General features: G+C 34.3%; 16 protein-coding genes. 12 read left to right on the forward strand and 4 right to left on the reverse strand.

Features of this window, described 5'->3' with window-relative positions:
• Positions 1-9: 9 nt before the first annotated feature.
• Positions 10-573 (reverse strand): hypothetical protein, encoded by a 564-nt coding sequence (locus ESZ54_RS04125; RefSeq protein ID WP_136136415.1) that lies wholly within the window; start codon positions 571-573, stop codon positions 10-12.
• A 171-nt stretch (positions 574-744) separates the two neighbouring features.
• On the opposite strand from ESZ54_RS04125, the gene ESZ54_RS04130 reads away from it, so the two are divergent.
• Positions 745-1,668, forward strand: a complete 924-nt coding sequence (locus tag ESZ54_RS04130; protein WP_136136416.1) for a DMT family transporter — start codon at positions 745-747, stop codon at positions 1,666-1,668.
• Positions 1,669-1,703: 35 nt separating this feature from the next.
• Here ESZ54_RS04130 and ESZ54_RS04135 read toward each other — a convergent pair whose 3' ends face one another.
• Positions 1,704-2,708 carry a hypothetical protein gene (locus tag ESZ54_RS04135; protein WP_136136417.1) on the reverse strand — a complete coding sequence of 335 codons (1,005 nt, stop codon included), beginning with the start codon at positions 2,706-2,708 and terminating at the stop codon, positions 1,704-1,706.
• A 344-nt stretch (positions 2,709-3,052) separates the two neighbouring features.
• Between ESZ54_RS04135 and ESZ54_RS04140 the strand changes: the two genes are divergently transcribed.
• The 3 genes from ESZ54_RS04140 to ESZ54_RS04150 all read left to right on the forward strand — a co-directional run bounded on the left by ESZ54_RS04140 (position 3,053) and on the right by ESZ54_RS04150 (position 6,154).
• Positions 3,053-4,489, forward strand: a complete 1,437-nt coding sequence (locus ESZ54_RS04140) for an NCS2 family permease (RefSeq protein ID WP_136136418.1) — start codon at positions 3,053-3,055, stop codon at positions 4,487-4,489.
• A gap of 153 nt (positions 4,490-4,642) precedes the next feature.
• Positions 4,643-4,900, forward strand: a complete 258-nt coding sequence (locus ESZ54_RS04145) for a hypothetical protein (RefSeq protein ID WP_136136419.1) — start codon at positions 4,643-4,645, stop codon at positions 4,898-4,900.
• A 45-nt stretch (positions 4,901-4,945) separates the two neighbouring features.
• Positions 4,946-6,154 carry a multidrug efflux MFS transporter gene (locus ESZ54_RS04150; RefSeq protein WP_136136420.1) on the forward strand — a complete coding sequence of 403 codons (1,209 nt, stop codon included), beginning with the start codon at positions 4,946-4,948 and terminating at the stop codon, positions 6,152-6,154.
• A 59-nt stretch (positions 6,155-6,213) separates the two neighbouring features.
• Here the strand turns inward: ESZ54_RS04150 and ESZ54_RS04155 are convergent, their stop codons facing one another.
• Positions 6,214-6,411 (reverse strand): YjzD family protein, encoded by a 198-nt coding sequence (locus ESZ54_RS04155; RefSeq protein ID WP_136136421.1) that lies wholly within the window; start codon positions 6,409-6,411, stop codon positions 6,214-6,216.
• 119 nt (positions 6,412-6,530) lie between these two features.
• Between ESZ54_RS04155 and dnaE the strand changes: the two genes are divergently transcribed.
• The 7 genes from dnaE to fur all read left to right on the forward strand — a co-directional run bounded on the left by dnaE (position 6,531) and on the right by fur (position 16,270).
• Positions 6,531-9,854, forward strand: a complete 3,324-nt coding sequence (gene dnaE / locus ESZ54_RS04160; protein ID WP_136136422.1) for a DNA polymerase III subunit alpha — start codon at positions 6,531-6,533, stop codon at positions 9,852-9,854.
• Positions 9,855-10,040: 186 nt separating this feature from the next.
• A complete protein-coding gene (gene pfkA / locus ESZ54_RS04165) occupies positions 10,041-11,003 on the forward strand; it encodes a 6-phosphofructokinase (protein ID WP_136136423.1) in 963 nt (320 codons plus the stop codon).
• A gap of 59 nt (positions 11,004-11,062) precedes the next feature.
• A complete protein-coding gene (pyk, locus tag ESZ54_RS04170; RefSeq protein WP_136136424.1) occupies positions 11,063-12,817 on the forward strand; it encodes a pyruvate kinase in 1,755 nt (584 codons plus the stop codon).
• Positions 12,818-12,996: 179 nt separating this feature from the next.
• Positions 12,997-14,151 carry an MFS transporter gene (locus tag ESZ54_RS04175; protein ID WP_136136425.1) on the forward strand — a complete coding sequence of 385 codons (1,155 nt, stop codon included), beginning with the start codon at positions 12,997-12,999 and terminating at the stop codon, positions 14,149-14,151.
• Positions 14,152-14,282: 131 nt separating this feature from the next.
• Positions 14,283-14,837, forward strand: coding sequence for a GNAT family N-acetyltransferase (locus tag ESZ54_RS04180; RefSeq protein ID WP_136136426.1), 555 nt, complete (start codon positions 14,283-14,285; stop codon positions 14,835-14,837).
• 2 nt (positions 14,838-14,839) lie between these two features.
• Positions 14,840-15,706, forward strand: a complete 867-nt coding sequence (locus ESZ54_RS04185; RefSeq protein WP_136136427.1) for a CvfB family protein — start codon at positions 14,840-14,842, stop codon at positions 15,704-15,706.
• Between the two features lie 114 nt (positions 15,707-15,820).
• On the forward strand, positions 15,821-16,270 hold the full coding sequence (gene fur, locus ESZ54_RS04190; RefSeq protein WP_162615091.1) for a ferric iron uptake transcriptional regulator: 450 nt from the start codon (positions 15,821-15,823) through the stop codon (positions 16,268-16,270).
• A gap of 65 nt (positions 16,271-16,335) precedes the next feature.
• On the opposite strand, the gene ESZ54_RS04195 is transcribed toward fur, so the two are convergent.
• Positions 16,336-17,085 carry a hypothetical protein gene (locus tag ESZ54_RS04195; protein ID WP_136136428.1) on the reverse strand — a complete coding sequence of 250 codons (750 nt, stop codon included), beginning with the start codon at positions 17,083-17,085 and terminating at the stop codon, positions 16,336-16,338.
• 153 nt (positions 17,086-17,238) lie between these two features.
• Here ESZ54_RS04195 and xerD point away from each other — a divergent pair, with 153 nt between their 5' ends.
• Positions 17,239-18,132, forward strand: coding sequence for a site-specific tyrosine recombinase XerD (gene xerD, locus ESZ54_RS04200; protein ID WP_136136429.1), 894 nt, complete (start codon positions 17,239-17,241; stop codon positions 18,130-18,132).
• Positions 18,133-18,143 lie beyond the last annotated feature (11 nt).

Here is an 18,143-nt window from a genome sequence, read left to right on the forward strand (position 1 = left end):
CCAAGTTTACTAGAAGTATTTTTTACCATCTTTAACAATTTGATCGTCATCGATTTCTTTAAAGCCAGCATCTTTTAATTTTTTTGAGAGTGCAGCGAAGTCAACAGGGCGATTTTCATCATAGTCTGGTAACTCCTCTAGCGAGTCAAAAAAATCTAACATCTCTTTGTCTTTAATGTAGTCTGTTTCGCGAAAGCCCATTGTAAAAGCACGTAACATTTTAGCAGTGTTGATACGATATAAATCAATTTCTACCATATACTTAATTTCTAAAGTGTCGTGGGCATCCCAGACACTAAGACCTTCAATACTATCTAAATTATAGTGCTTAGGTAGCAAAGTATCTGACTCGACAAGATTTGTACCTGTATCGACATAAACTCTAGCAAAATCGACCTTTTTTTGCTTAATTGCATTTCCTTTACCTTTTAACTCAACAATATAGTGACTACCCTTATTAATGTCATAAAGTTCATATTTTTGTTGAAAGGTTGGGTTGTAAACAGAAAACCATATGATAAAGCCAATTGTAAAAATAATGACTTCGACTAAAATTAATTTTGTTTTCTTCATGGAAGCTCCTCGTATGCTTTTTAAACTAATCATACACAATATGTATAAAAAATAATAGTTCTTTATGAAAATATGATGTACTTTTATTCGTAAATTAAATCTTTAGATTGTAATGCAAAACTAGAGATGCTATATTTTCTTTAATAGAATGTTAAAGAGGTGTTTAAAGGTATGACAGGTAAACAAAAAGGGTTTTTTTATGTTATTTTAGGCTCGATGCTTTGGGGAGCATCAGGAACTGCAGCGCAGTTCTTTTTTCAAGAAAATGATGTTTCAACACAATGGGTTGTTGGTGCAAGATTATTAACAGCGGGTTTATTGCTGATGATTTGGACGCTTGTCAAAACACCAGATCAAATAAAAGAATTATTAAAAAATAAGAAGGATTTTATTCGACTACTTTTATTCGGATTTTGTGGTGTTTTACCAGCGCAATTTACGTATTTTATGTCAATTCGATATGGTAATGCACCAACTGCGACCGTCTTGCAGTTTTTAAGTCCATTATTTATTTTGTTTTATTTATCACTCAAAAATAAAGAATTACCAAGGAAAATAGAGACATTTTCGGTTTTCTTATCTTTGCTGGGTACTTTCCTTTTAGTTACACAAGGTAAACTTGGACAACTTGCATTAGCACCAGCAGCAGTGATTTGGGGTGTACTCGCCGGAGTGAGTGCGGCGTCGTATACGTTATTACCTAGAGATCTATTGAAAAAATATGATGTAGGACTTGTGACAGGTGGCGCAATGTTCCTTACAGGATTAGCATTTTTACCATTAATGATTTCAACCCCAATTCCAGCGATTACAGTGAATGGCTGGTTGACACTGGCATATATCATTGTTGGTGGCACGATGTTTTCATTTTTATTTTATACAAAAAGTCTCAACTACTTAGAACCGACTGTTACAAGTATGTTGAGTTCATTTGAACCATTAACAGCAACAGTATTAGCCATGGTTCTCCTTGGAACTAAATTTTCAATTATTGAGGCTTTAGGTGCGACAATGATTTTATCGACAACGTTTATCCAAGCAATCTCAGCAAGAATGGCACAAAAGAAATGGAATGTAAAAAAACTCGAAGACTAATAAAAAACCTCTCAAATTTTCTTGAGAGGTTTTTTTTATTGATGACGTAACTTAATCAATTTTTCATTTTCGTAATTATTGTAGTTAACATTGTTATTCACGTTTACTTGATTAAATTTAGGCATTGGCTGAACAACTTTCTTTTTACGAATCATCTTTGTATTGGTATTATTTTGTTTTTCATTTACAAAAGTATTGACTTCAGTTTCATTATTTTGATATTGATACTCTAAAGTCACTAGTTTTAAATACAAAGGTTCAATTTTGAAAAGTAGAGGAGTGAAGATTGGTAGTAAGTTTGTTTCATTCCCTTTTACAGCGATTGAAAAATACTGTTTTAACATATTTTGCACTTCTGTTTTTGTTTCTCCCAAAGATGCAAGTTGACTCGTTTTTAAGATAAATTGGAAAGCATCTTGAATGCCGAGAATAAGTAAATGATAAATTGAATAGTATTGGTTATCAATATAATTAGTTCGATAATTATTAAATAATTGCTTAATTTCAATTTTTGTTTGCTCGATTAATTGTTTAATCTCATATGACTCAGAGGCATCGAAGGTCAAGCTATCGATTAAGTGTAGTGTTAATGCAAAGTCTTTATCTGGCGTAATTTCATTCAACATCACAGCAAGTCGGTCATAATTGACTGCGCTAGGAAACTCTTTGTCAAAAGAATCAAGACTAGATTTTAAAGATAGTTTGTACTGTTTTAGGAATTGGTTTTCTTTTAATAGTTTTTGATTATCATCAATCAACTCTTGATTATTTTGTTTATTTGTTTCATAAACATTTGTTAAGTGGTTAATACCATTTAAGACACGTTTTTGATTGATTTCGTCAATTTCTTGTTGTGTTGAACGGTTTTGATTTTGTTGTAGAATCCAGTCTTCTTTTATTTGTTCATAAAGAGAGTGCTTATTCGATAGAATGTCACTCAATGTATCTATTTTAATTTCAAGATCATTAATTTCTTGGTTAGCGATAGTAATATCGTTATTTAAATATCTCAGTTGTTTAAATTTCTTGAAGATATTCATTCTGACTCCTCCTGGTTTAAAGTGTTGATAAAAACGCCTTTATATACAATTTTACTTACATTAGATGATAAATGTCAATAATCATTCCATTATTTAACAATTATAACATATTTAACAGTCAAAATGTCTTAGTTCTGTATTTTTTTAAAACTATCGTAATTTAAGTAGATTATACTGATTTTAAAAAAGAAATAACAATAAAATTAAGCTAAACACGAACGTTATGCAATATTTTTTAGTTAATATTTAGAAATCTCTTGATTTTATATCTTGTATCGTTATAATCAAATTTGTAAGTAATAAAAACGAACAAAATACAATTTTAGAAGGCGGTATGTTAGGAAATGGAGAAGTTTTTCAAGTTAAAAGAACATGGAACAACAGTTTCAACAGAAATTATGGCAGGTTTTACAACATTTTTCGCAATGAGTTATATTTTATTTGTTAATCCGGCTATTTTATCTTTATCAGGAATGCCATTTCAAGCGGTATTTCTAGCGACGATTATCAGTTCAGCAATTGGGACACTCATCATGGGATTGTTCGCAAATGTTCCTTATGCTCAGGCTCCGGGGATGGGGTTAAATGCGTTCTTTACTTTTACAGTGGTAATGGGGTTAGGTTATCGCTGGGAAGAAGCGCTTGCGATGGTCTTCTTATGTGGAATTATTAATATCTTGATTACAGTAACTAAGTTTAGAAAATTAATCATTAAATCAATACCTGAAAGTTTGCAACATGCAATTGGCGGCGGAATTGGTATTTTTGTAGCTTATGTAGGAATTAAGAATGCGGGATTATTACAGTTTACTTCAGATGGAAATAGCATTGTGTCATCTGTTGTTGATGGAGATCAGGTTGTAAATGTTGTGTCAAACGGTGGCATTGTACCCGCTTTAGCTAACTTTAATAACCCGGCTATTATTTTATCTGTTATCGGTTTGATTTTGATGACAATATTAGTTATTCGCGATGTAAAAGGAGCAATCCTGATTGGGATTTTAGCAACAACAATTATTGCAATTCCAATGGGAGTAGTTGATTTATCAGCAATAAATTTCGAACAAAATTCTTTGGGAAGTTCTTTTAAAGAATTAGGCGTGACTTTTGGAGCAGCGTTTGGACCACATGGATTACCTTCGCTCTTTTCAGATCCGGCCAAATTACCCCAAGTATTGCTAACTGTACTTGCCTTTAGTTTGTCTGATATCTTTGATACTATTGGCACATTTATTGGGACAGGTCGTCGAACAGGTATTTTCTCTAAAGAAGACGAAGCAGCAGTTGAAAATAGTCGTGGCTTTAAATCAAAAATGGATAAAGCTCTATTTGCTGATGCGATTGCAACATCGGCTGGTTCAATTTTCGGAACATCAAATGTAACAACATTTGTCGAAAGTGCCGCAGGTATTGGTGCCGGTGGACGAACAGGCTTAACAAGTGTGGTTATTGCTTTGTTATTCCTTGCAAGTAGCTTTTTAGCACCTGTAGTAAGTGTTGTGCCAGCTCAAGCGACGGCACCAGCCTTGATTTTAGTTGGTGTTATGATGATGGCTTCCTTCAAAGAAATTCGTTGGCATGATCTTGAAGATGCAATTCCTGCATTCTTTACATCGGTTTTTATGGGCTTATGCTATAGTATTTCTTATGGAATAGCAGCTGGCTTTGTCTTCTTTGTTATCATTAAAGTTGTCAGAGGTAAGATGAAAGAAATATCTCCAGTACTTTGGGTGGTAACAGGACTCTTTGTTTTGAATTTTGCGGTCATGGCAATTTTATAAAATCTAAACAAATTTAGTAAACCAACCATTAATCAAACTGACTTTGATTAATGGTTGGTTTATTGATTTGCTCATCTTCGCTGGTTTTCTATTAGTAAATTCTCATAAAATGAGTTAAACTATTATTAGTTTATAAAACTGGAGCTGAGTTAAATGTCTTTATTTAAGAAAAAAACGGTATTAGATGAGTTACCAGTAGAACTTCCAAAAGCAAAAACTGCTCATTTTGAAACGTTCTATCAAGATACAAAAAACAATGATTCTTGGAATCAGGAAATGACAGAAATTAAAACAAAGTTAAATCAGGACGTGTTACGCCAAGAATTGGTAAACTTTTCTGAAGAGCTGACTTTAGTCGAGTCTGAAATTAAACATTCGCTGAAAAGGTTGAAGCGAAGAGCAAAAAGTTAAGCGAACCTTTTAATATGTTTTTGATATTTTAAGGGGGACTGTTAAATGGTAAAAAAAGTTGATTGGAAAAGAAATATGTATATTGCGTGGATTGGATGTTTTTTTACAGGAGCAAGTTTTAGTCTTGTAATGCCCTTTATTCCAATCTACATTGAACAATTGGGTGCGCCCAAAAATAAAATTGAGTTTTATTCCGGCCTTGCGATTAGTGTGACAGCATTGTCAGCAGCGGTGGTGTCACCGATGTGGGGCGTTCTTGCCGATCGCAAAGGTCGAAAGTTGATGATGGTTCGTGCAGCAGTCGGTATGATGGTTACAATGGGATCATTAGCCTTTGTACCAAATGTAACGTGGCTATTGATTATGCGTTTCTTAACAGGAACACTATCTGGCTATATTCCAAATGCGACAGCCATGATTGCGTCTCAGGCACCGGTTGAACGAAATGGCTGGGCACTTGGAACTTTGGCAACGGGAGCTGTGGCGGGTAATCTAATTGGTCCTTTAATGGGTGGGTTTCTTGCGCAAACCGTTGGGATTAAGAATGTTTTTATTGTGACAGGAATTATTTTATTGATTAATACAATTTTAACGATCTTTTTTGTTCAAGAAGATTTTGTGCCAGTTGAGAAAAAAAATATGTTATCCACCAAAGAAGTATTCGTGCAAGTTAAAAATTTACAAGTTTTAATTGGATTATTTATCACAACACTGATTTTACAAGTTGGCATGACAAGTATTAGTCCCATTTTAACATTGTTCATTCGTGAAATTGGTGGTGAACGTGGTAACATTCTCTTTGTAAGTGGGATGATCGTTTCTGTAGCAGGCCTTTCTGCCTTTATCTCGTCACCGCTTTTAGGGAAACTAGGTGATCGGATTGGTAATCAAAAAATCCTAGTTGCAGGTTTGATTTTATCATTTCTATGTATCCTACCAATGGCCTTTGTTAAGTCAACTTTTCAACTAGGTTTACTGAGATTTCTTTTGGGATTTTCAACGGGAGCATTGATGCCATCAATAAATACATTAATCAGTAAACTAACACCAGCTGAAGGTGTGAGTCGTGTGTTTAGTTTTAATCAGATGTTTACTAACTTAGGTCAAGTTGCAGGTCCATTGGTTGGATCAGCAGTGGCTGGATTTTACGGTTATCGCTCAGTATTTATTGCAACTAGTATTTTAATTGCATCTAATATAGCATTGACTTTATTTACCTTTAGAAAAACATTGTTTAAACGTGAGAAAATTTGATAAAAAGAAAAAGCGACCCAATCAACATTTAAAATATGTTGATTGGATCGCTTTATTTTTTAACTTTGTGTTTTTTGTTGTTTTTTATTTTGCTTTGGAATTGAAATTTCGCCAATTAGCATGATTAAAACTCCAGCAATTAAGGAAACGATAGTAGTTTTTACGAAATCGTAAGAGCCGCCGTTAAGGGCACCTCCAATATAGCCAACTACTTGACCTAAAAGGAATGACCATCCTAAAACAATTAATTTCTTCATGACTTAGCACCTCTCTTCGAACATAATTTTAGCAAGAGTTACTCTAAAAGTAAAGAACTTCGTGAATCTATCACACAATATTTTATGTTACAATGGAGGGTAAAAAAGGAGGTTACAAAATGTTGCTAGGACAACTTCAATTATTGACAAGTTATTCGTTATTGCAAAGTACCAATCGCATTGAAGAACTTGTTAAAAAAAGTCAACAGCATGGCTTTTCAACGCTGGCTATTACAGACTTGAATACGATGTCTGGTGTTTTGGATTTTGAAAAAACCTGTCTGAAGTATGACATTAAACCAATTATTGGTGTGACAATTGATTTTGTTTCCTCGGTTATTGAAGGTAAGAACTATCAAATAGTATTGTTGGCTAAAAATTTAGATGGCTATCAAAATCTATTAAAAATAGTAACACTGTACTTTGAAAAGGCACGTACTTTAGAATTAAGTGACGTGAAACCTTTACTGGCAGATGTAATAGCAATCATACCTTGGGAAAATAGTGAGTGGTTAAACCTAACTACAGTTTATAATAGTGAAGAGTCGCGAAATATTTGGCAAGAAACATATCAAGAATCATTGAAATCAATTGATGTTTATCATAGTTTACCTCATACAGATAGTCAGTTTAGTGAAGAAGAGGAACAGATAAAAAGTTTACCATTTAAAAAAATTGCGACGCATCCAGTTAAATATTTAAAAACGGAAGATTATTTTAATTATAAAGTATTGCGTCATATTGACTCAGGTCAGACAATGAATGTATATCACTTAAAAGAAAAGCAGGGGCCAGAGTATTTCAAAACTAGTGAAGAAATTTTTACTTTCTTTAAGGAAAGGGATTTGGAAGAGGCTCTGAGAAATAACGAAATCGTTTCTGAAAGTTGTCAAGTTGAGATACCTAAACATCAGACGTTGCTTCCTAAATATCAAACACCGCATGACGAAGTTGCTGTGGATTTTTTAAAGATGTTAAGTGAGGAAGGATTAAGAAAGCGAGGTCTAGCTTTTCATCCAGACTACGCCGCACGACTAAATTATGAACTTTCTGTCATCCATCAAATGGGCTATGATGATTATTTTTTAATAGTCTGGGATGTAATGAAATATGCGCGCGATGAAAATATTATTACAGCTTGTCGGGGGTCGGCAGCAGGTTCGCTAGTTTCATATTGTTTAGAAATTACGCAAGTTGATCCGATTGAATATGACTTGCTATTTGAGCGATTTCTAAATCCCGAGCGATTTACAATGCCTGATATTGATATTGATATTCCAGATAATAAAAGAGAGTACATTCTTAATTATGTGCATCAAAAATATGGAAATCGACGAGTCGCACAAATTGCTACTTTTGGGACATTGGCAGCTAAGCAAGCTTTACGCGATGTTTGTCGTGTTTTTGGCTTATCTCAAGCTGAGTCAAATAAATGGTCGCAATCAATTCCAAATGTTTTGAAAATTACTTTAAGTGATGCATTAAAACAATCAAATAACTTGCAAAAGCTAGTTGAATTTTCTGACCGAAATCGTTTGATTTTTGAAACTGCATTGAAGCTAGAAGGGTTACCTAGACATATGTCGACACATGCCGCAGGAGTTGTGATTGGGGATCATGATTTAACTAATGAAGTACCACTTCAAACTGGTTCCGGAGAAATACCTTTAACACAATTTACAATGGGTGATGTTGAAAAAGTTGGTCTTTTGAAAATGGACTTTTTAGGTTTGCGAAATTTGACAATTATCAACCAAACACTTGAAAATATCAATTATTCGCAAAAAGAAAAATTGACCTTAACTGACATTCCGCTTGATGATACACATACACTAGCCTTGTTTAGAGATGGTTTGACGGACGGTATTTTTCAATTTGAGTCACCTGGTATTAAGAAAGTTTTGAAAAAATTACAACCGACGTCTATTGAGGATATTACTTCTGTCAATGCATTGTATCGACCTGGTCCAATGCAAAATATTGATTTGTTTATCGAACGAAAAAATGGTCAGGCGCCGATTGATTATTTAACACCAGATTTACAACCAATTCTTGAAAAAACATATGGTGTCATCGTCTATCAAGAGCAAGTGATGAAAATAGTTTCATTGATGGCAGGTTATTCACTGAGTCAAGCTGATATCTTGCGTCGTGCGATTAGTAAAAAGGATAAAGCGATTATAGATGAAGAGAGACAACATTTTGTCCAAGGTGCCATTTCGAATGGGTACACAAATAAAATTAGTGAAAATGTGTATACTTATATCGAAAAATTTGCAAATTATGGATTTAACCGTTCGCATGCTGTTGTTTATTCTGTTTTGGCTTATCAAATGGCCTATCTAAAAGTCCATTATCCGCTTGCCTTTTTTGCTTCATTACTGCATTCAGTGCAACACTCACAAGCAAAAACAGTAGAGTATTTTAATGAAGCAAGACAGCAACAAATTGCGATTCTACCGCCTAGTATTAATGATAGCCAATATGGTTTTATAAGTCATAAAGGCAAGATTTTAATGGGCTTCTCTTCGATAAAAGGAGTGCGTCGTGATCTGATTCGTCAAATTATAGATGAAAGAAAACAAAGTGGCTCATTTTCTTCACTAGAAAATTTATTAATTCGTTTAGATAAAAAATGGTTGAAGGAAGAATATATTTTGCCTTTAATCTATAGTGGCGCCTTTGATCGCTTGCACGGAAATAGGCGTCAATTAGTTATCGACTTATCAAGTTTAATTCAAAATATTCAATACAGTGGTGGGAGTATCGATCTTTTAGGCTTTTTAAGTTTGAAGGGTGATAAAGTAAGTGACTTTTCCGAAGAAGAAAAATTGGAACAAGAAGTCGAGTTTTTGGGAACTTATGTTTCAAGCCATCCTACAGAGCGATACAAGAAACAACGTTCCTTTTATAACATTAAGCTTTGTCATGAAGTAATAACCAATGAAAAAGTTCAAATGTTACTATATATCACTGATTCTAAGAAAATTAGAACGAAAAAAGGTGAGTCTATGCTGTTTTTAAATGGCAGTGACCATACCGGAAATATCGAATTGACAATTTTTCCTAAACTCTATCGTGAACTTAACTTTAATTTACCAGAAAAAATTGTTTACTATGTGGAAGGACGCATTGAATATAGTCAATATTCCCGCAAGAATCAATTAATCGTAACCAAAATCGTACCTGCAGACACACTTGCAGAAGCGCGTGACACAGTGAAGTGTTTTATCAAAATTCCAGCCGAAATGAATACGCCATTGATTTTGGCGAAATTGAAACAGCTTTTTCAAGAAAATCAAGGAGAGCATCCGGTTATCTTGTTTTTTGCTGACACTAAGCAAAAGATGATGTTAGATTCGAAATTTTGGGTGTCACAGACTGAGGAATTAACCCAAGCTATAGCTAAATTACTAGGTGAAGATTCGATTGTTTTTCAGTAAATAGTTGAAAATAAAATTTCCTATTTGGCATTAGAACAACCCGAAATGTAGTTTTCAAAAATTTTTCAAGTTTTTTTCGATTAATAAAAGACTTTTATCAAAAAAAATGGTATTATGTCTTTGGATTTAAGTATTTTTTACATTATTAGGATTGTTAATTATAATTTAGTAGGGGTGAAAGATTGTATGAAGCGCATCGCTATATTAACAAGTGGTGGAGATGCACCAGGAATGAATGCTGCCATTCGAGCAGTAGCACGTAAAGCAATTTTTGAAGGTATGGAAGTCTATGGGATTAACTATGGTTATGCTGGATTAGTTGCTGGAGATATTAGACGAATTGATACACCAGATGTGGGTGATATTATCCAACGGGGTGGTACTGTTCTATATTCTGCACGTTATCCTGAGTTTTCTACTGAAGAAGGACAATTAAAAGGTATTGAACAATTGAACAAATTCGGAATTGAAGGATTAGTTGTTATCGGCGGAGATGGATCTTATCATGGTGCATTAGCGTTAACTAAACGTGGTTTCCCAGCAATTGGAATTCCAGGCACAATTGATAACGATATTCCAGGTACAGATTTTACGATTGGATTTGATACTGCGATTAATACAGTATTAGAATCAATTGACCGTATTCGTGATACAGCTACATCACATGTACGTACATTTATTATTGAAGTAATGGGACGTAATGCTGGAGACATTGCCTTATGGGCAGGAGTTGCTGGTGGAGCGGACGATATTGTCATCCCAGAACATAATTTTGATATGGCTCAAGTTGCTAAACGAGTTCGTGATGGTCGTGACCGTGGTAAAAAACACTGTTTAATTATTTTAGCTGAAGGTGTAATGAATGGTCATGAGTTTGCAGAACAATTGAAAGAGCATGGTGATTTCCATGCGCGTGTATCAGTTTTAGGACACGTTGTACGTGGTGGTTCACCAACAGCACGTGACCGCGTTTTAGCAAGTAAATTTGGTTCTTATGCAGTTGATTTATTAAAAGAAGGCCGTGGCGGATTGTGTATTGGTATTTTAAACAATCAAGTTGTTGCCTCTGACATTGTTGAAACATTGGAAAGTAAGAAGCATCAACCTGATGTAAGTTTATACAATTTAAACCATCAAATTTCTTACTAATTATATGACCTAATAAGTTTTACTATTTTAGATAAATAATACATAGGGAGCGTTTTGTAATGAAAAAAACAAAGATTGTTTGTACAATTGGACCAGCTAGTGAATCAGTGGAAACTTTAGTAGAGTTAATGAATTCTGGAATGAACGTTGCGCGTTTGAACTTTTCACACGGTGATTTTGAAGAACATGGCCAAAGAATTAAGAATATTCGTGAAGCAGCGAAGATCACAGATAAAACAATTGCAATTTTATTAGATACAAAAGGTCCTGAAATCCGTACTAACGACATGAAGGATGGAAAAGTAGAATTCCATACTGGTGATAGTGTTCGTATTTCAATGACAGAAGTTGAAGGAACAAGAGAAAAATTCTCAATTACATACGGCGATTTAATTAACGACGTAGAAGTTGGTAGTCACATTCTTTTAGATGATGGTTTAATCGACTTACAAGTAACAGCATTAGATAAAGCAAATAATGAAATCGTAACTGAAGTTAAAAACGAAGGTACGTTAAAAAATAAAAAAGGCGTAAACGTTCCAAATGTAAGTATCAACTTACCTGGGATTACTGCAAAAGACGCTGCTGACATTCGTTTTGGTATTGAAAACGATGTTGATTATATTGCTGCAAGTTTCGTAAGAACTGCAAGTGATGTAATGGAAATTACAAAAATTTTAGAAGAAGAAAAAGCAACACATATTCAAATTATTTCTAAAATTGAAAGTCAAGAAGGTATTGATAACGTTGATGAAATTCTTTTAGTTTCAGCTGGTTTAATGGTTGCTCGTGGTGACATGGGTGTAGAAATCCCAACTGAAAATGTGCCAATCGTACAAAAAGAAATGATCAAAAAATGTAACGCTATGGGTAAACCGGTAATTACTGCTACACAAATGTTAGATTCAATGCAAAACAACCCACGTCCAACACGTGCGGAAGCATCTGACGTTGCAAATGCAATTTATGATGGTACAGACGCTATCATGTTATCTGGTGAAACAGCTGCAGGGGATTACCCAGTAGAAGCTGTTAAAACAATGTATAACATCGCTGTTAAAACTGAAAGTGTTTTAGTGGGACATGATGCTTATGCTCTTAAATTACATAATCGTTCTGACATGACTGAAGCAATTGGTCAAGCAGTAGGACATACAGTTCGTAACTTAGGTATTAAAACAATTGTTGCGGCAACTGAATCTGGTCTGACTGCACGTATGATTTCTAAATACCGTCCAAATGCAGAAATCGTTGCAATGACTTTTGGTGAACGTGCTGCAAGAAGTTTATCTCTTAACTGGGGTGTTTATGCAGAAATCGCTGAAAGAACAACAAACACTGACGAAATGATGAACTTAGCAACTAAAATTGCTAAAGAAAGAGGCTACGCTAAAGATGGCGATTCAATCGTAATTACTGCTGGTGTACCTGTTGGTGAAACTGGTTCTACAAACTTAATGAAAATTCAATTAATTGGTTCCAAATTAGCTTCAGGCCAAGGAATTGGTGATAAAGCAGTTTGTGGAAAAGCAATTGTTGCTGAATCAGCTGAAAAAGCAAATGAAATGATGAAAAATAATGCAATCTTAGTTGTTAAAACAACTGATAAAGATTACATGCCAGCTATTTCAAAAGCTTCAGCTTTAGTTGTTGAAGAAGGTGGTTTAACTTCTCATGCAGCTGTTGTTGCAATCGCACAAGGAATCCCAGTAATTGTTGGTGTTGAAGGTGCAACTACTAAAGTTAAAAATGAAATGATCATCTCAATTGACCCACGTCATGGTTCAGTTTTCGAAGGTGAATCAACACTTTAATTTTAGCTAAATAACGATAAGTTTTAGGAGTTTGAGTTTAAATCTCAAACTCCTTTTTTTATGGAAACTTTAAAAAAAGGTGAAGTTAAAAATAATAAAAAATAAAGCTAGTCTTTTCTATTAGAAATAGTGTAAAATATACAAAGTTAGTCTAATTTTGATAAAAAGGGGAGGAGTCTATGGAAAATAAAAAATCAATGCTATATCTTGCAATTATGAACTTGTTCTTAGTTTTTCTAGGAGCGGGTTTAGTTATTCCTGTAATGCCTGTCTTAAAAGATCAGATGCATTTATCAGGCGCAACAATGGGAACATTGGTTTCAGTTTTTGCAGCGGCACAACTTATCGTGTCTCCAATTGGCGGGCATTTATCGGATAAAGTTGGCCGCAAGTTGATTATTGTTGTAGGGATGTTTATTTTCTCAATTTCAGAAATTGTTTTTGGATTGGGTCAAACAGTTGAATTGCTTTACTTGGCTAGGGGGCTAGGTGGAATTGCAGCAGCACTAATTATGCCTTCCGTAACTGCGTATGTAGCTGATGTGACAACGTTTGAGGAACGACCTAAGGCGATGGGACTCGTTTCTGCCGCGATTAGTGGCGGGTTTATTATCGGCCCTGGATTAGGTGGTTTTATCGCTCATTTCGGCATTAGAATGCCTTTCTTTACTGCTGGTATTTTAGGCTTAGGTGGTGCGATTCTGTCATTAATGATTTTAAAAGAACCTGAGAAAAAAATTGTTCATGGTCAAGTGAATACAAAAGGATCTATTCTTGAAATTTTAAAGAACCCCCTCTTTACATTTCCGTTTATTGTGATCATCATGTCTTCATTTGGGTTACAAGCCTTTGAGTCTATCTATAGCATTATGGCGACAATAAACTTTGGTTTTACGCCAATGGAGATGGCAATCGTAATTACAATCAGTGGCTCGTTAGCCTTAGTCTGTCAGATTGTCTTTTTTGATAGTATTATTAAACGAATTGGTGAAGTGGGCTTGATTCGTTTAGGATTCTTTACGAGTGCCCTATTTATTGCGATATTATCAGTGAATCATGGCAAGATAATCGTGAGTATTTGTACCTTTATTATCTTTTTAGCGTTTGATTTACTACGTCCGGCTATTACGACTTATCTATCAAGATATGCAGGTGACCGTCAAGGAACTGTAAACGGTTTGAACTCGACTTTCACAAGTTTTGGAAATATTGTTGGACCAATGATGTCAGGTTTTTTATTTGATATCAATCACTTTTATCCATATTACGTGTCAGCAGCAGTCATGTTTGCTACGGCACTCTTATCTTTATTCTGGAAAAAACCACAAACTTAAATAAAAAGGGTTGTTAAAAATCGTTTTGGTTTAAATATTCACGATTTTTAGCACCCTTTTTAAAATGATTATGCATATGTGCGTCTACGTGGTAAGATGGAAAACGAAGAAAGTATAAAGGATTTGAGAGAATGGAGTATCTGGAAGCTTCACTTGAGAAAATTGAACATGTCTATCTTAATTTTATGAAGGATGATTTTCCTGAGGATGAGTTAAAAAGTTTGGATCAAATTAAAGCATTGTATCACGCAAATCACTTTATCATGTATCTTGCGATAAAAGATAAGGAAATGGTTGGTTATGCTTGTTTTGTGAGTGTGTCAGAAAAGAGTAATCTTTTGGACTACTTCGCCGTGACATCTTCTATTCGAGGCCAGGGAATTGGCAGTGAAATCTTACAATGGATTTTAGCAGAGAACAGTTCAAAATGTTTGATGATCGAGTGTGAGACACCCGAAATGGCAAAAACAGAAGCAGAACGAAAACTCAGAGAAAAGCGTATCTCATTTTACTTGAAACAGGGAATTTTGAAAACGAAAATTCAAACCTGCATCATTGGGGTACCATATACTGTCCTAAGAAACGCGAATGATGATTACACAGAATCTGATACGCGTGCAATGTTAACGCATCTATATAAAACGTTAACCCCGAACTTAGAAATAAATATGAACGAGGAGTGTTAAAAATGAAAGAATTATTAGCAAATGTTTGGTCAGGTTTAGTAACAGACGAGAATGACAAATATTATTATATTCAAAAAAATGGTATGACGTTTTCATTGGCAAAATCAGAAGGAACGGAATATAGTATTGGTGAGTTTGTTGAAGGGTTTGGTTATCGAAATCAAAAAGACCAATTGCGATTCACAACTAAAATTCCAAAAGTTCGACAAGATCATTATGCTTTTGCGACTGTCGTAGCGCAGAGAAAAGATTTAGGTGTCTTTGTCGATATTGGACTAGATGATAAGGAAATTGTTTTATCGGTTGATGAGTTACCGGCAATGAAAGAATTATGGCCTAAAAAAGGTGATCATGTCCTTGTAAAAATCAAAGTAGATGAAAAAGAACGTGTATGGGTAACTTTAGCTGAGGACACTCACTTTAAAGCGATGTCACGTGCAGCGAATCAAGAAGCGATGCAAAATAAAGATGTAAAAGGCTTAGTTTATCGTGTTAAATTAGTTGGAACATATGTCTTGACTGATGATTTCTATATTGCCTTTATTCATCCGTCAGAGCGTGATATGGAACCACGTTTAGGTCAAGAAGTCAGTGGACGTGTCATTGGAGTACGACCAGATGGAGTCTTAAACCTATCATTAAGACCACGTGGTTACGAAGTAATAGGCGACGATGCCCAAATGATTTTGACGTTTCTTAATAACAGTGAGGATGGTACGATCCCGTTTACTGATAAGTCAACTCCAGAAGATATTAATGCACGCTTCGCGATTAGTAAAGCATCATTTAAACGGGCATTAGGATCTCTGATGAAACAAGGGTTGATTGTTCAAGAAGATGGGATGACAAAGTTGGTCAATAAAGGTTAATTTTAATTGAGAATGGTTGCAATTACTCTTTAGATAAATTATAATTTAATAAGGGAATTCAGTCGTTTTTATTACCTATATTATATTAATTATAAATAAGAAAGAGATGTTAAAATGGATGCGAATGTAAAAATGTTAAGCAAAATTAAAAAGCAACTACATGAAGCAAACTATAAGCTGACACCTCAACGAGAATCAACTGTTTTAGTTTTACTAGAAAATGAAAAAGATCATTTATCAGCAGAAGAGATTTATATGCTTGTAAAATTAAAGACACCAGAAATTGGGTTGGCAACTGTTTATCGAACTTTAGAAATGTTAACAGATCTAAAAATTTTGGATAAAGTAAGCTTTAATGATGGTTTAGCACGCTATGATATGCGTAAAGAAGGTGCTAAACATTTTCATCACCATCTGCTTTGTCTTGAATGTGGCAGTATTGAAGAAATTGAAGATGATTTATTAGGTGAAGTTGAAGTGATCGTTGAACATGATTTTCATTTCAAAGTTAAAGATCACCGCTTAACTTTTCATGGCGTTTGTCAAAAGTGTCAAAATAAATAATAAAAAAATAGTAAACGAAAATGTTGTGAAGAGGTTTTCTTCAACTCAATTTTGTTCACTATTTTTTATTTGGATTGATAAAGTTTTCTAAAATGATATTGGTCAATTAGAATTTTCGGATTGACAATATAGTCAGATTTATCAAGATAAACAATCTGTTCACTAACAAGGCCATTAACTAACTCGAATTCAACAGGTATTTGAACTTGGATTAAGAAACGCTTTGAATCGTCTTGAAGGAAGATAGTGGCTAAAACAATTGGTTTTAGTGGCTGTTTTTCGTAAAAGACAACTTGCTTTTTGACAATTTCTTTAGTTTTAAGGTGGCGATAGTAAAGAGTTGTATAGCTAAGTTTTTCATTTTGTAAGATTTGTTGAATGTGCTCTTGTTTAACAGGTTGAAGTTTTGCAATTTGAAACTCTTGATTGAGCAGTCGTTTTGCTTTAGCATCTTTTGAAAAGAAGTCTTGGTTTGCAAGTTCTGTGAGATGAGTTTCAATATCATGAAATAATTCTTTCTCCATTTTTGCTGTTTCACGTTGAGATGTGAGGTAGGCAGGAAGTGCTATGATGAAAAATCCTAAAATAAATAGGCTTGTTAAAACAATAAGCAAGATATGAAATTGATCTCTCAAGATAAAATAAAAGAACCCGGAAAGAACAATAATCGGAGGAAGACAAATCATGAGTGAAAGTAAATAAATCCGTTTTTTTTCTTCATAAAAGTCTGATAATTTTGTTGTATATTTATCGCCGTTGACACCAATTAGACGAAATAACTTTAAGTGTGGATTTACTTTTAATTTGGGAAACACTCGGGTCCCACTCCTTTCCTGTGCAATATTCTTATTGTATATGTTAGACGATTAAAAGTCTATGACCTCGGACATTTTTTTTAAAATAGTTTACATAATAATAGAATTAAGTCATAAAAGCTGTTAAAATGAATAAGTTAGTGAGGGATAGCGATGAAAAACGATTTCGAAGAATATCTTCATTATTTAAAAATTGAGCGCGGCTTATCAGAAAATACTATATTAAGTTATCGTCGCGATTTAACAAGTTATTTATTATTTTTAGAAAAAGCAAATGTAACATCGTGGGATGATATTTCACGATATTTTATTTTGGACTTTCTCGAACAAATGAAACAGGATAACAAATCTTCTGCGACAATTATTCGTATGATTTCAAGTTTACGTCGTTTTCATCAATTCTTACGTCAAGAAAGATACGCTGAGGCGGATCCAATGCAACATATTGATACACCGAAAAAGCAACAACATTTGCCACAAACGTTATCAGTAGAGGAAGTTGAGCGTATTATTGAAGCGCCAGACACGACGACTATTTTGGGAATTCGTGACCGAACTATTCTTGAAGTGATGTATGCAACGGGATTACGTGTCAGCGAACTAATTAATTTAAAATTAGATAATTTACATTTATCATTAGGTTTATTACAGACCGTTGGTAAAGGTGATAAAGAACGAATTGTTCCTTTGGGAGATACAGCAATTAGTTGGGTTGAACAGTACTTGGATGAAGTTCGTCCTTCGTTAGTTCTAAAAGCGAATGAAGATCAAGGCTATCTATTTTTAAACTATCAAGGAACTGGATTTTCAAGACAAGGAATTTGGAAAAATTTAAAAGTGTATGTCGTAGAAGCAGGTATTACAAAAGAAGTAACGCCCCATACACTACGCCATAGCTTTGCAACACACCTACTTGAGAATGGTGCCGATTTACGGGTTGTCCAAGAGTTACTAGGTCATGCGGATATTTCAACAACACAAATATATACACATATTAGCAAAAAGCGAATGACAGATGTCTACAAACAGTATTTTCCAAGAGCATAGATAGAGGTAAA

It is taken from the genome of Vagococcus silagei (assembly GCF_004795745.1).
Lineage (GTDB): Bacteria > Bacillota > Bacilli > Lactobacillales > Vagococcaceae > Vagococcus > Vagococcus silagei.